Origin of the sequence: Marinobacterium lutimaris (assembly GCF_900108065.1) — a bacterium.
Classification (GTDB): Bacteria; Pseudomonadota; Gammaproteobacteria; order Pseudomonadales; family Balneatricaceae; genus Marinobacterium_D; species Marinobacterium_D lutimaris.
The window spans coordinates 1,151,388-1,164,872 of record NZ_FNVQ01000001.1 but is presented as its reverse complement, the minus strand read 5'-3'; the positions used below and the strand labels follow the sequence as shown (position 1 = coordinate 1,164,872).

At 56.7% G+C, this 13,485-nt stretch carries 12 protein-coding genes; 6 read left to right on the top strand and 6 right to left on the bottom strand.

The window, feature by feature from the left end; all coding sequences use genetic code 11:
- Nucleotides 1-216 precede the first annotated feature (216 nt).
- Nucleotides 217-1,107 carry a DMT family transporter gene (locus C4S72_RS05160; protein WP_235009050.1) on the bottom strand — a complete coding sequence of 297 codons (891 nt, stop codon included), beginning with the start codon at nt 1,105-1,107 and terminating at the stop codon, nt 217-219.
- Nucleotides 1,108-1,180: 73 nt separating this feature from the next.
- Nucleotides 1,181-2,248 (bottom strand): 3-deoxy-7-phosphoheptulonate synthase, encoded by a 1,068-nt coding sequence (locus tag C4S72_RS05155; RefSeq protein ID WP_104001968.1) that lies wholly within the window; start codon nt 2,246-2,248, stop codon nt 1,181-1,183.
- A gap of 256 nt (nt 2,249-2,504) precedes the next feature.
- Here C4S72_RS05155 and dsbD point away from each other — a divergent pair, with 256 nt between their 5' ends.
- On the top strand, nt 2,505-4,376 hold the full coding sequence (gene dsbD / locus C4S72_RS05150) for a protein-disulfide reductase DsbD (RefSeq protein ID WP_235009049.1): 1,872 nt from the start codon (nt 2,505-2,507) through the stop codon (nt 4,374-4,376).
- 103 nt (nt 4,377-4,479) lie between these two features.
- Here the strand turns inward: dsbD and C4S72_RS05145 are convergent, their stop codons facing one another.
- Both C4S72_RS05145 and C4S72_RS05140 read right to left on the bottom strand, forming a co-directional pair.
- Nucleotides 4,480-5,025 carry a hydrolase gene (locus C4S72_RS05145; protein WP_104001967.1) on the bottom strand — a complete coding sequence of 182 codons (546 nt, stop codon included), beginning with the start codon at nt 5,023-5,025 and terminating at the stop codon, nt 4,480-4,482.
- 82 nt (nt 5,026-5,107) lie between these two features.
- Nucleotides 5,108-5,683: a DUF2889 domain-containing protein gene (locus C4S72_RS05140; protein WP_104001966.1), complete on the bottom strand. Its 576-nt coding sequence runs from the start codon at nt 5,681-5,683 to the stop codon at nt 5,108-5,110.
- A gap of 96 nt (nt 5,684-5,779) precedes the next feature.
- On the opposite strand from C4S72_RS05140, the gene C4S72_RS05135 reads away from it, so the two are divergent.
- Nucleotides 5,780-6,241, top strand: coding sequence for a GNAT family N-acetyltransferase (locus tag C4S72_RS05135; protein WP_104001965.1), 462 nt, complete (start codon nt 5,780-5,782; stop codon nt 6,239-6,241).
- Between the two features lies 1 nt (nt 6,242).
- Here C4S72_RS05135 and ppsR read toward each other — a convergent pair whose 3' ends face one another.
- A complete protein-coding gene (ppsR, locus tag C4S72_RS05130; protein ID WP_104001964.1) occupies nt 6,243-7,061 on the bottom strand; it encodes a posphoenolpyruvate synthetase regulatory kinase/phosphorylase PpsR in 819 nt (272 codons plus the stop codon).
- A gap of 254 nt (nt 7,062-7,315) precedes the next feature.
- Here ppsR and ppsA point away from each other — a divergent pair, with 254 nt between their 5' ends.
- The 4 genes from ppsA (at nt 7,316) to C4S72_RS05110 (ending at nt 12,236) form a co-directional block, all read left to right on the top strand.
- Nucleotides 7,316-9,652 (top strand): phosphoenolpyruvate synthase, encoded by a 2,337-nt coding sequence (ppsA, locus tag C4S72_RS05125; protein ID WP_407657697.1) that lies wholly within the window; start codon nt 7,316-7,318, stop codon nt 9,650-9,652.
- A gap of 124 nt (nt 9,653-9,776) precedes the next feature.
- Nucleotides 9,777-10,100: a 2Fe-2S iron-sulfur cluster-binding protein gene (locus C4S72_RS05120; protein ID WP_104001962.1), complete on the top strand. Its 324-nt coding sequence runs from the start codon at nt 9,777-9,779 to the stop codon at nt 10,098-10,100.
- On the top strand, nt 10,097-11,323 hold the full coding sequence (locus C4S72_RS05115) for an NAD(P)/FAD-dependent oxidoreductase (RefSeq protein ID WP_104001961.1): 1,227 nt from the start codon (nt 10,097-10,099) through the stop codon (nt 11,321-11,323). Before C4S72_RS05120 ends, C4S72_RS05115 begins: the two co-directional genes overlap by 4 nt.
- A gap of 82 nt (nt 11,324-11,405) precedes the next feature.
- Nucleotides 11,406-12,236: a CvfB family protein gene (locus C4S72_RS05110; RefSeq protein ID WP_104001960.1), complete on the top strand. Its 831-nt coding sequence runs from the start codon at nt 11,406-11,408 to the stop codon at nt 12,234-12,236.
- A 25-nt stretch (nt 12,237-12,261) separates the two neighbouring features.
- On the opposite strand, the gene C4S72_RS05105 is transcribed toward C4S72_RS05110, so the two are convergent.
- Complete coding sequence (locus tag C4S72_RS05105; RefSeq protein WP_235009048.1) at nt 12,262-13,275, bottom strand: serine hydrolase domain-containing protein; 1,014 nt, start codon at nt 13,273-13,275, stop codon at nt 12,262-12,264.
- Between the last annotated feature and the right edge of the window lie 210 nt (nt 13,276-13,485).

Below are 13,485 nucleotides of genomic sequence, written 5' to 3'. Positions count from 1 at the left end.
TGCGGCGTACGATAACTAACTAGAGATAACGCAAGGAAAAGCAAAAAACCGGAAGGGTGTGTGGAGTATGAATCCTTGCATCAGCGCGTGTACCCCAACAACAACGACAGGATGCACACCCCCTTCCGAACACTTGTAATGCTAAAGTCTAAGTTGCTTTTCGACAAATGATGGTTAATTTGACTTTTGTTGAATTTATCTCAACTGTTTTTGGGCTCAACATCCTTTCCTGCGAGACTTTCCCGCTCGGTAGCTGCGCAGCGACAAAATTGAATTCACCGCGATAGCCCCCAGAATTAGTGCGCCTCCGAGCAGTGTGCGCGATGGCAGCTGTTCGTTAAGAACCCACCAGACCCAAACTGGCCCCATTACCGTTTCGATGAGTAAAACAAGACTTACTTCCGGTGACGGCAGGTGACGGCTGGCACTGAAAATAAGCAGTGACGCGATCGGGATCTGCACCAGCCCCATCAGTGCGAGCCAGCCCAGGCTTGTGGAGCTGAGTTCGAATGGCGCTGCAAAGGGCGCGCTGATCAGCAGGGTGACAAGACCTGCCGATGCCAGCAGCGGCAGGCGGGGCAGGCTGGGTGCACGTCTGAGCAGGGTCAGCATCGTTGCCATGCCCACGGCGAGGATCAGAGCGAGGAAGTCGCCAAGCTGACCTGGCTGTCCAATCGATGCTGAAAACACCACGAGCACGCCGAAGATCGCGCAGACTATCGATATCAGGGTGCGTTTTGGCGTGGTCTCACGGAAAAACAGCCAGGAGATGGCGGCCGCGAAAAGTGGCGCGCTGGCCAGTATCACCACGGTATTGGCCACATGCGTGTGCGTCACCGAGAGCACAAAGAGTACCGAATTGGCGCCGTAAAGCAGCGATATGGCAAAGGCCATCAGCCAGAGCCTGCGCGTATCCGGCCAGCTCATATGACGGCGACGGAACCAGCAGATGATGCCGGTGGTGATCAGCACGAAGGCTCCGCGCCAGAATGAGACGTCAAGACCGCCGGCATTGGCAAGACGGATAAGCAGGGCGTCAAAACTGAGAATAAATACACCGGTGATGGCCAGCGCCAACCCGTGATTGCGAGCAGGATCCATTTGCATAGATGCCTCGGGGAGAAAGGAGACAGCGAAAGATAAGGGAGGAGTGAGAAACTCCTCCCGGGTTGGAAGCGGCTTAGCGTTTCTTCAGCGCGTCGGCCAGTTTGGCGGACAGGTCACGCAGAGAGGCTTCAGTGGTCTTCCAGTCGATGCAGGCATCGGTCACGGAAACACCGTATTTCAGCTCTTCCAGGCGTTCCGGGATGGACTGGGCGCCCCATCCAAGGTTGCTCTCGATCATCAGGCCGATGATGGAGCGGTTGCCTTCGAGAATCTGGCTGGCCGCATCTTCCGCAACCAGCGGCTGAATTGCCGGATCCTTGTTGGAGTTGGCGTGGCTGCAGTCGATCATGATGTTTTTGCTCTGGCCGGCTTTATCCAGTGCCTGCTCACACAGCTTGACGCTGACAGAGTCGTAGTTCGGCTTGCCGTTGCCGCCACGCAGCACGACGTGGCCGTAAGCATTGCCGCGGGTGCGGATGATCGCTACCTGGCCTTCGTTGTTCAGACCAAGGAAGTTGTGGGAGTGGCTGACCGACTTCATGGCGTTAACCGCCACGTCCAGGCTGCCATCGGTGCCGTTCTTGAAGCCAACGGCGCAGGAAAGGCCTGAAGACATTTCACGGTGAGTCTGGGACTCGGTTGTACGCGCGCCGATAGCCGACCAGCTGATCAGATCCTGGATGTACTGTGGGGAGATCGGATCCAGCGCTTCGGTGGCCAGCGGCAGGCCCATTTCGGACAGGTCGATCAGCAGTTTACGCGCAATATGCAGACCCTCTTCGATATCGAAAGAGTCGTTCATGTGCGGATCGTTGATCAGGCCTTTCCAGCCCACAGTGGTACGGGGCTTTTCAAAATAAACACGCATGACCAGATAGAGGTTGTCTTTAAGCTCATCGGCCAGGGCTTTGAGCTTGCGGCCATATTCCAGTGCTGCTTCCGGATCGTGAATGGAGCAGGGGCCAACTACAACCAGCAGACGTTTGTCCTTGTGATCCAGAATGTCGCGGATCACCTGGCGTCCTTCCATAACCGTCTGTGCTGCGGCATCGCTGATTGCCAGCTTCTTCTTCAGCTCGTCAGGGGTGACGAGGGCGGTTGTGGATTCTACATTTAGGTCTTCTACGCGTTTATCGGTCATCTTCTTGTCCTGAGGGCATTCCTAAGAGTGGCGTCCGTATCACGCCAAGAGCCTATTTTTATCATATTTAATATAAGTTTGAGACAGAAAACCCACGTGTTTTCCACGCTCTGCGACATTTTGTCAGGGTGTGGCCCGGATCGCCAGAGTGATAAACTGTCGCAGCTGATCATAGGATGAACCCGGGTGGTTCTGTGTGGTCGTAGTGACAGTCTTCAAGATGGCTCTTTCGTTCGCGGCTCTGGGAATCAATGCTTTGCGTATATCGTTAATTAACTGCCTTAAGTTTCTGCTCTGTCTTGTCGTGACCCTGCCTGGGATCGCCAGCGCCGGCTTGTTCGACAGCATTGGCGGTGGTAAGGATCAGCCTCTACCTCTACCTGTAGAGCAGGCGTATCAGATGCGCGTCGAGGCAGTCAGCCCGGGGCACTTCGACCTGGTCTGGCAGATGCCGCCGGACTATTACCTCTATCGCGACAAGGTGACGGTGACGCCAGGTGAAGGCGTGGATCTGGTCGATCGGCGTAATGCAGAGTCAGTCACCAAGGATGATCCGCTGTTCGGGCGGGTCGAGGTGTATTACGACGAAGCCCGTGTCAGCCTTCTGCTCGGAGGTGTTAACGGCGTCACTGATGGCACGCTTGAGGTGAGTTACCAGGGTTGCTGGGAAGGTGGCATCTGTTATCCGCCGGTGACCGAACAGGTTGATGTCACAGACCTGGTGCCTGCCTCTGGCCTGCGCTGGGTAGACGGCTCCCCCGGTGCAGGTGATGCTGCCTCGCCGGCGGGCGCTGATTCTGCCGTACCTCTCAGTGAGCAGGCACACTTTGCCAGCCTTCTGGGCGGGTCTTCACTGTTGGTTACTCTGGGTGCATTTTTCCTCGCCGGTCTGGCGTTGTCCCTGACGCCCTGTGTATTCCCGATGATTCCAATCCTCTCCGGCATTATCGTCGGTCACGGTCACAGGATCTCCACCGGGCGAGCGCTGTTTCTTTCGTTTATATACGTGCTGGCGATGGCGCTGACCTACACGGTTGCCGGCGTTATCGTGGGTCTGTTCGGCGCCAATATACAGGTCGCATTGCAAAACCCCTGGGTGATCTCCCTGTTCGCCGGGCTTTTTGTGTTGCTGTCGCTATCGATGTTTGGTTTTTATGAGCTGCAGATGCCCAAGGCGCTGCAGTCGCGTGTGAGTGAGGTCAGCTCGCACCAGAAGAGTGGCTCTGTCACCGGTGTCGCGGTGATGGGCTTTCTGTCGGCGCTGATTGTTGGTCCCTGTATGGCGGCGCCACTCGCCGGTGCGTTGATCTACATTGGCCAGAGTGGTGATCCGGTGCTTGGCGGTGCGGCGCTTTTCGTGCTCTCGCTGGGGATGGGGCTGCCGCTGCTGCTGGTAGGTGCCTCGGCCGGGCGTCTGCTGCCAAGGGCAGGGGCCTGGATGGAAGGGGTCAAGGCAGCATTCGGTGTGCTGTTGCTGCTGATGGCGGTATGGATGCTCGATCGTATCCTGCCGGTACAGATCACCATGGCGCTGGTTGGCGTGATCCTGATTATCAGTGCGGTTTACCTGAACGTATTTGAGCGTCTCGGCGAGCATTCCAATGGCTGGCATCGGCTATGGAAGGGGGCGGGTATCATTCTCGCCGTATACGGTATCGCGCTGATTGTTGGTGTGCTGTCCGGTAGCCGTAACCTGCTGTTCCCGCTGCAGGGGCTGGTCGCTCAGCAGGGGGCGGGGCAGGTTCAGGCTGAGGGGCAGATACGCTCGCAGCTGAATTTCACCACGGTGACCAGCCTTGAAGAGCTGCAGCCTATGCTGGCGAAAGCAGCGGCCGAAAACCGCCCGGTGATGCTCGACTTCTACGCGGATTGGTGTGTCAGCTGCGTGGAGCTGGAGTATGTCACCTTTGCCGATGCGGGGGTGCAGCAGCGGCTCTCAGCGTTTGATTTGATTAAGGTGGATGTGACGGCCAACGATGCGGATTCCAAGGCGCTTAATCAGCGCTACCAGGTATTTGGCCCGCCGGTGCTGGTGTTCCATGATCGCAGCGGTCAGGAGCGTCCTGCCATGGCGATGGTCGGTGTGATTGAACCTGAAGACTTCCTTAAAACTATCGCTACTCTTTAATCAAAACCGCGCAAGGCTGATTAATCAAAACCGCGCCAGGCTGATTAATCAAAGCCGCACCAGGCTGAGGCGCCGCCGGGAGAGTTGCTCTACCTGCGCTTTATCAGCGCAGAAACTCCCGGCTGATTTGGCGGAAGCGCTCATCGCCGGCCTTGCGCAGCCATTCAAAGGCCACCATTTCGCGGGTGACCAGCGTCACCCCGTTATCCCTCAGCCGTTCCAGCGCGGCATCCTTGTCAGCGGGTTTGCGGGAGCCAACGCAGTCTCTGACCACAAATACCTCACGCCCCTGCTGTTGCAAACGCAAAGCGGTCTGCAGCACGCATACATGTGCCTCCATTCCGATAATGATCACCTGCTCGCAGCGCAGTGACTGCAGCACCTCGTCACAGGCACTGTCGTCGCTGCAGGCAAAGGCAAGCTTGGCGAAGGTCTGTTCCCGGGGGATGCGCTGTTTCAGTGGTTCCAGTGTTTCGCCAAGTCCCTGCGGGTACTGCTCGCTGGCCAGTACCGGAATATGCAGCCGGTTGGCGATATCGGTGATCCAGCAGGCATTTTCCAGCAGGGTTTTATGATCGTCGATGGCCGGGGCTAGCTTTTCCTGGATATCGACGACCAGCAGGCAGCTGTTATTGGCTTGAATCAACATCGGGAGCCTCGGACTTAGTCAGTGATTATTAGTATGGGCGCTAGTGGTCGTACCGGTCAGCTTTTTGCTTGCTCGTTGGGTGTTACTCGCTGCCGGTTTGATCGCTTTTAGGTTGGTAGTACTGAGGCCAATGCTCTTTTACTGCGGGGGAAAACTCCGCCAGGGCGTGGCAGCCATTAAGGACAGGCGGTTGCGTCAGGCCTGTCTCTGCTTCCATCACCTTTTCGCGCTCCTTGTGGGTGGACTGGAACGCGGTGGTGGCCAGGGGGCCGAGCAACTCGAGCAGGTGAGTACAGCCAGAGGTGCCGGCGAACAGCTCCTTGGTCTTGCGGGTAAAGCCCGGTGCTATCTTGAGACCCTTAAGCAGTTTGTAGCGCTCGGCGATGGATGGGCAGATCCGCAGGGGATGGTTGTCCATCACCGCTTCCGCATCGAGGATATTAAGGTCCAGGTCCACGGTGATCCGGATCGACATTTCATGCAGAGCTTCGCCCGCAGGGAGAATGCCATTTTCATGCTCATAGAGTTCCAGATCATGGGTCTTGGTGTCTATCATATGAGCTTCAATATCCCAGAGCCCATCGGCACGCTTATAGCCGTAGCAGGTTACCCTTCGGGTATGAGACAGGGACCGTTCGGTGGGCGTTGATAAAGGCATGGCTACTCCTGTTGTGCGACGCAAAAGGGGATTATGCCAGAGACATGCCCTTTTTTCAGACGCCGTAAGTGGAAAGAAAGGTGGAAACAGAGACCGATGACTTCAAACCAGACTGTATGGAAACTACTGACTTTTTCTCGTTTTGATGCGCCCATACTGGAGTCCTGGCTGCAGCTCCGGCAGACAGTATTTGTTGTAGAGCAACGCTGTGCCTACCCGGATATCGACGGTCGTGACGCGGATGCTCTGCATTTGCTGGGTTTTGTCGGTGACAGGCTCGCTGCCGGTGCGCGACTGTTTGCCCCCAGAGAAGAGCAGTTGCATGCGCAAATTGGGCGGGTCGTCGTTGCTGTCGAACAGCGCGGCAGCGGTCTTGGCAAAACACTTATGCAAGAAGCATTAGATGCCTGCCTGGAGCGCTGGCCTGAGAGCCCGATAAAAATCTCTGCGCAGGCGCACCTGGAACACTTCTATAACTCCCTGGGCTTCCGGACCATCAGCGACCAGTACGATGAAGACGGCATTCCCCATATCGATATGGAATACCGCCTCAAGTGACTCAGTTCACGCGCCGGATAAGGTCCTTAGCGGCGATGATGCGGGTGGAGATCTCCTCAATGGAGAAGTTGGTGGTATTGATGAACGGCAAGTCCTGCTGCTGGAACAGGCGCTCCACCGTGCGTACCTCGAAGTCACACTGATCCAGGGATGAATAGCGGCTGTTAGGCCTGCGCTCGTGCCGGATCGCCGCCAGCTGGAACGGATCGATGGTCAGGCCGTAAAGCTTGTGGCGGTATTGCTGCAGCACATCCGGCATCTTCGGGTTTTCCAGGTCTTCCTCGGTCAGCGGATAGTTAGCCGCTCGAACACCGAACTGCAGCGCCATATAAAGGCAGGTAGGCGTTTTGCCGCAGCGGGACACCCCCACCAGAATAATGTCGGCCCGGTCATACTGCTGGGTGCGCGCGCCATCATCATTATCCAGTGCAAAGTTCACGGAATCGATACGGTCCTTGTAACGATTCATCTCGATAATGGCGTGCGACTTACCCACGGTGTAGGACGAGTGGGTTTTCAGTTCGCGCTCCAGCGGCTTCAGGAAGGTGGAGAACACATCGATCTTGAAACCGTTGCTTTTGGCCAGCTCCGCGGAGACGTCTTCATCGACAATGGTGTCGAGTACGATGGCCGGTTCGCCATCCGCTTCGCAGGCGGCGTTGATCTTCTCAACCGTGAGTTTTGCCTTCTCGACTGTGTCTATATAAGGCAGCGTTATTTTCTGGAAGCGGATCGCTTCAAACTGCGAAAGCAGGCTGTGACCCAGAGTTTCGGCGGTGATGCCGGTGCCGTCGGAGATAAAGAAAGCGGTACGTTTCATGCTCGTTTCTTACTGGTTTTGTGCTGAAATTGGTTCGAATTTAAACTACCCGTTTTCGCACATAACGGAGATTTTGGGTGCAGATTCGGCGAAGTTTTGTAGTGAAATTACATTTTGCCAAACTGGCGATTTTTGTTTTCAGGTGCAGTATCATCCAACCCTTCAAACACAATAACAAGAATTATTCAGGTTGACGTTCAATTTCAGGAGTAACGGCTTTGCAGCAATATGTACTGCGCCTGGACCAGTCAGGCATGGGAGATGTGGACAAGGTAGGCGGCAAGAATGCTTCCCTTGGTGAGATGATCAGCAACCTTGCTGATGCCGGCGTCAAGGTGCCCGGAGGGTTTGCCACTACCGCCCAGGCTTATCGTGATTTCCTCGATCACGGTGGACTGTCCGAAAAGATTAATGCGGCTCTGGACGTGCTGGATGCGGACGATACCCGTGCCCTCATCGAAACCGGCAGCCAGATCCGTGGCTGGATCATGGAAGCGGATTTCCAGCCGGAACTCGAGCAGGCTATCGACACCGCCTACGCCGAGATGTCCGGAGATAACGCCAATATTTCCGTAGCGGTGCGTTCTTCCGCTACCGCAGAAGACCTGCCCGATGCATCTTTCGCAGGTCAGCAGGAAACCTTCCTCAACATCCGCGGGCTGGACAACATCAAGCACGCTATCAAGGAAGTGTTTGCCTCCCTTTATAATGACCGCGCAATTTCCTACCGCGTACACAAGGGCTTTGTTCACGCTGATGTAGCCCTCTCTGCAGGTATTCAGCAGATGGTGCGCAGTGAAACCGGCGCTTCCGGCGTTATGTTCACCCTGGATACCGAATCCGGCTTCAACCATGTTGTGTTTATCACCGCGGCCTATGGTCTGGGTGAAACCGTGGTGCAGGGGGCAGTGAACCCGGACGAATTCTACGTTTACAAGCCGACCCTGGCTCAGGGCACTCCGGCGATTCTTCGCCGTACCCTGGGTTCCAAGGCGATCAAGATGGTTTACACCGATGACGGCAGCGCCGGTAAAGCGGTAGAAACTGTCGATGTACCCATGGCTGATCGCCAGAAGTTCTGTATCAATGATGCCGACGTCGAGCAGCTGGCTCGCATCGCTGTGATCATTGAGAAACACTACGGCCGTCCGATGGATATCGAATGGGCCAAAGATGGTGACGACGGCGAGCTTTACGTGGTTCAGGCACGTCCTGAAACCGTCCGCAGCCAGGGCAACGCCACCGTTATCGAGCGCTACCTGCTGAAAGAGAAGGGCAAGATCCTGGTTGAAGGCCGTTCCATCGGTCACCGTATCGGCGCAGGCCCCGTGCGTATCGTCAGCGGCCTGGAAGCGATGCACGAAGTGCAGCCGGGTGACGTGCTGGTCACCGATATGACCGACCCGGACTGGGAGCCGGTCATGAAGCGCGCTGCCGCTATCGTTACCAACCGTGGCGGTCGTACCTGCCACGCGGCGATTATCGCCCGTGAACTGGGTATTCCTGCGATCGTTGGTTGTGGTGATGCCACCGAACGTCTGCAGAACGGTCAGGTTGTGACTGTTTCCTGTGCTGAGGGTGATACCGGCCGCGCCTACGAAGGTCAGCTGGAGTTTGAACACCAGACCAACTCCGTAGAGCAGATGCCGTCGCTGCCGTTCCACGTCATGATGAACGTGGGTAACCCGGACCGCGCCTTCGATTTTCAGGCGTTGCCGAACGCAGGTGTAGGTCTTGCGCGCCTTGAGTTCATCATCAACCGTATGATCGGCGTGCACCCGAAAGCGCTGCTCAACTTTGATGATCAGCCGCGTGATGTTAAGCAGATCATCGAGCGCCGCATCGCCGGTTACGCAAGTCCGGTGGACTTCTACGTCGACAAGCTCGTTGAGGGTATCTCCACCCTGGCTGCTGCCTTCTATCCGAAGAAGGTGATCCTGCGTATGTCGGACTTCAAGTCCAACGAGTATGGTCACCTGATCGGCGGCGACCGCTACGAGCCGGGTGAAGAGAACCCGATGCTGGGCTTCCGCGGTGCTGCGCGTTACATCTCTGACGACTTCCGTGACTGCTTCGAGCTTGAATGCCGTGCACTGAAGCGCGTCCGTGACGAAATGCGCCTGACCAACGTTGAGATCATGGTGCCGTTCGTGCGTACGCCGGGCGAAGCCAAGCAGGTGGTCGATCTGCTGGAAAGCAACGGCCTCAAGCGCGGCGAGAACGGTCTGCGCCTGATCATGATGTGCGAGATTCCGTCCAACGCGCTGCTGGCGGATCAGTTCCTGGAACACTTCGATGGTTTCTCCATCGGCTCCAACGACCTGACCCAGCTGACGCTCGGTCTCGACCGCGACTCCGGCATCATCGCGCACCTGTTCGATGAGCGTAACGAAGCGGTCAAGCGACTGCTCGCCATGGCGATCGAAGCCTGCCGCAAGCAGGGCAAGTACGTGGGTATCTGTGGTCAGGGACCGTCCGATCATCCGGATCTGGCCCGCTGGCTGATGGAGCAGGGAATCTCCAGCGTATCGCTGAACCCGGATTCCGTGCTCGATACCTGGTTCTTCCTGGCCAACGAAACACCGGCCTGATCAGCGTAACCTGAAAGGCTGCCAGGGCTCAGGGTCCGAGCTGGACAAGCCCAAGCAGCCAACTATATGTTAAGGCGGTCACTCTAACGGGTGACCGCCTTATTTTTTGAGAATGGAGTCATTAATGGTCAACCTGATCTTCGTGGAACCCAGTGGAGCAGAGCGTGAAGTCGCTGCGCCGGAAGGCTGGAGTCTGATGGAGGCGGCGTTTCAGAACGGTGTCGATGGTATAGAAGCGGAGTGCGGCGGGTCCTGCACCTGCGCCACCTGTCACGTCTATATCGATGAGAAATTTATCGATCGTCTCGAGCCCATGGGCAGCAATGAGGATGAGATGCTCGATTGTGCGGCTGCCGAGCGTCGTGACAACAGCCGGCTCTCCTGCCAGATAGAGATCAAGGTCGAGTTCGAAGGCATGGTTATCCAGACGCCGGATACTCAGATATGAGCGAAGCCGGCGTTGTTATCCTGGGTAACGGACACGCCGGCGTCAGCGTTGCCGAGCAGCTGCGGCGCAAGAAGTATCCGGGTGCAATTACCCTGATCGGTGCCGAGGCGGGCTTACCCTATCAACGTCCGCCACTGTCAAAGCAGTACCTTAAGGGCGAGTGGGACGAGGCCAGGCTGTTGCAGCGAAACGCCGAGTTTTACCGCAACAACGATATCCGCCTGATCGCGTCCGACTCAGTTATCTCCATCGATCCCTCCGCTCACCGCCTCGAACTCAAATCCGGCGCAACGCTCCCCTGGGACAAACTGGTGCTGGCCACCGGCAGCTGCCTACAAAAGCTGGAGATTCCAGGCGCCGATGCTGAGGGTGTAGTTTACCTACAAAACCGTGAGCAGGCCGATGCGTTGAAAAGCGAGATGCGAAGCGCCAGGCGTGCGGTTGTTATCGGAGGCGGTTATATAGGCCTGGAAGGCGCTGCAGCGCTGGCACTGGCCGGTCTGGATGTCACCCTGGTGAATCGTTCATCCGAACTGCTCGCTCGTTCCGCTAGTTTGCCGGTTGCGCACTGGATTCAGCGCCGGCATGAAAAGCAGGGAGTCGTTTTCAAGTTGGGTGAGCAGCTGGCTGAAATACTCTCGGCTGATAACCGCGTCAGGGGCGTGCGACTGGCAAACGGCGAGGTTCTTGAGGCAGAGCTGGTATTGATCGGTATTGGTGTGAAACCCGATACTGGCCTTGCTGAAAGCATCGGGCTTGAATGCGCCGATGGCGTGCTGGTCGATCAAAAAGGCGTAACTTCGCACCCGGATATCCTCGCGGCGGGAGATTGCACCCGCTTTAACCATCCGCTGTACGGCGAAGCGATCCATCTGGAATCGATCCAGAATGCGGTTGAACAGGGCAAACGGGTCGCCGCCACCCTGATGGGCGAAGAGGGTACTTACGATGCAGTACCCTGGTTCTGGAGTGATCAGTACGAGGCGAAACTACAGATCGCCGGTATTGCGCAGGGCCATGATCTTGAGGTGATCCGTGGCGATGAACACGCAGAGCGCTTCTCAGTGTTTTGTTACGCCCAGCGCAGACTGGTTGCGGTAGAGTCGATCAATGCGCCGGCTGAGCATATGTTGGCACGCCAGTTATTGAAGGCGGGCGCATCGCCGCCACCGGATGATGCTGCCAATCCCGAATTTAACCTGCGTAGCGCCTTGCCTTCGTGATCCGCTGCCGGTAACGTCCGCGCATCGCTTTTCAACGCTCCCGGCATTTTAGGCCGCGGGCCTAAGACCTCAGGACAAGATCGTGATCGAACTCGGACAACTTAACAGGCTCAAGGTTATTCGCGAAGTGGACTTCGGTGTCTATCTCGATGGCGGCGATGCCGGCGGTATCCTGTTGCCGAAAAAAGAGGTGCCGGAAAATACTCGCCTGGGCGATAGCCTGCAGGTGTTTGTTTACCTGGACTCCGACGATTACATGGTCGCATCAACGCGCAAACCTCGTGCGATGGTCGGTCAGTTTGCACGCCTGCGCGTCACCGACGTGAACAAGGTTGGTGCCTTTCTCGACTGGGGGATGCCGAAAGAGCTGTTTCTGCCGTTCGCCGAGCAGCTGCGTCCACTGACAGTGGGAGAGTGGTGCACGGTCTTTATCTATATCGATAACAGCGAACGCATTGCCGCCTCGGCCAAGACCGACCGCTTTATCGAAAAGAACCCGACCGATCTCAAGGTCGGTCAGCTGGTTGAGTTGCTGATCGCCCGCCGTACCGACCTTGGTTACCCGGTGATTATCGATCACCGTTATGAAGGCCTGCTGCATCACCAGGATCTGTTCCGTGAGATTAAACCGGGTCAGCGGATGAGCGGCTTTATCAAGCAGCTGCTGCCGGATGGCAAAATCGACGTAATGCTGGATAAACCGGGTTACGCCCGTGTCGATCCGCTGGCACAGAAAGTCCTTGATTACCTCGAAGCCAATAACGGTCATTGTGCGCTGGGTGACAAGAGTGACCCGGATGCTATCCGTGAAACCTTCGGTGTCAGCAAGAAAGCCTACAAGATGGCGATCGGTTCGCTGATGAAGGCGGGCCGTATCAAGCAGGACCCGGAAGGGATCCATCTGATCGCTTGATAGGGCCCGGGGTGAGACTTGCTGGTCAGCTTTCCTGCGCTACTTCGATACGGGGAATGATCTCTTCGCTGACGAACCGGTGCAGGGAGCGCGCGTAACCCGAGCGACCCGAAGGATTGCTGGTGTCTGAGGTGATCACTACGGTCAGTTCCAGCTCAGGCACCACATAGAGCATCTGCCCACCATAACCCCAGCCGTAATACGCCTGGTAGCCTCCCAGATCACGCAGGAACCAGGCGTAGCCGTGTTCGTCGTCGGTGTAGATCGACTGCGTCCGCGGTTGCCAACTTTCGGCGATCCACTCTTCTGACAAAATTCTTTCCCCGCTTTCAGTCAAGCCGCCGCGACGATAGACCTCGCCAAACTCCAGCAATGATGCCGGCGTCATACTGACCTGGTTGCCGCCCATGGGAATGCCCTGGGGATCGGTGATCCAGCTACTGACGCGTGCGCCTGACCCGGCAAACCATTCGTTGAACTGGCGGTAGGTGGAGTGGCCCGATCTATCCATGATGATCGCCGATAGCATATGGGTGTTGCCGGAGGAATAGAGCATTTCGCCGCCGGGTTCATCCACAAACGGGCGTGACAGCGCATAGCGAACCCAGTTAGCGGAGTTCACCCAGCGGCCGTAATTCTGCCCGCTGGTGCGCTCCAGTCCTGCCTGCATCGACAGCAGGTGGCCAACATTCAGTTGCTGCAGTCGAGGGTCGGGTTTGGTTGGCAGCTCGTCGGGTAACAGCGTCGCGACCGGTGTGTGCACCGATTCAATCAATCCCTGCTCGATTGCCACACCAACCATGGCAGACATCAACAGCTTGGAGGCCGATTTGATATTGGCCGCCGCATCCGGATTACCGCCATGGAGACCCGAAGCCAGGATCAGTTGATCCTTGTGAGCGATATGCATAGTGCGTATCGCCGGGAACTGTTCGGCCTGTTGCAACAGTTGCTGCTCGTCCGACAGAGCGGCACTGGCGGCGGAAGCCTGCGCACATAGCAACGCGCCTGCCAGTATCCCTGCTACACGATGGCTCAAGGATTTCCTGTTACTGCTCTTTATCTGTCTATCCACTAACAAATGAAGACTCCTGTCAGTTGAGAGAAGGTTAGCTTCCAGTTATCTAAAACGCTTAGTTTTAGTGACAGCTCCAATATCGCGTTAGTTCTTGATCGGCTGATCTACACAGTGATGGCTGTGACGGATTCTTCGGGATTTACCGCTTTTCCCTACTGTGACTTAATATCC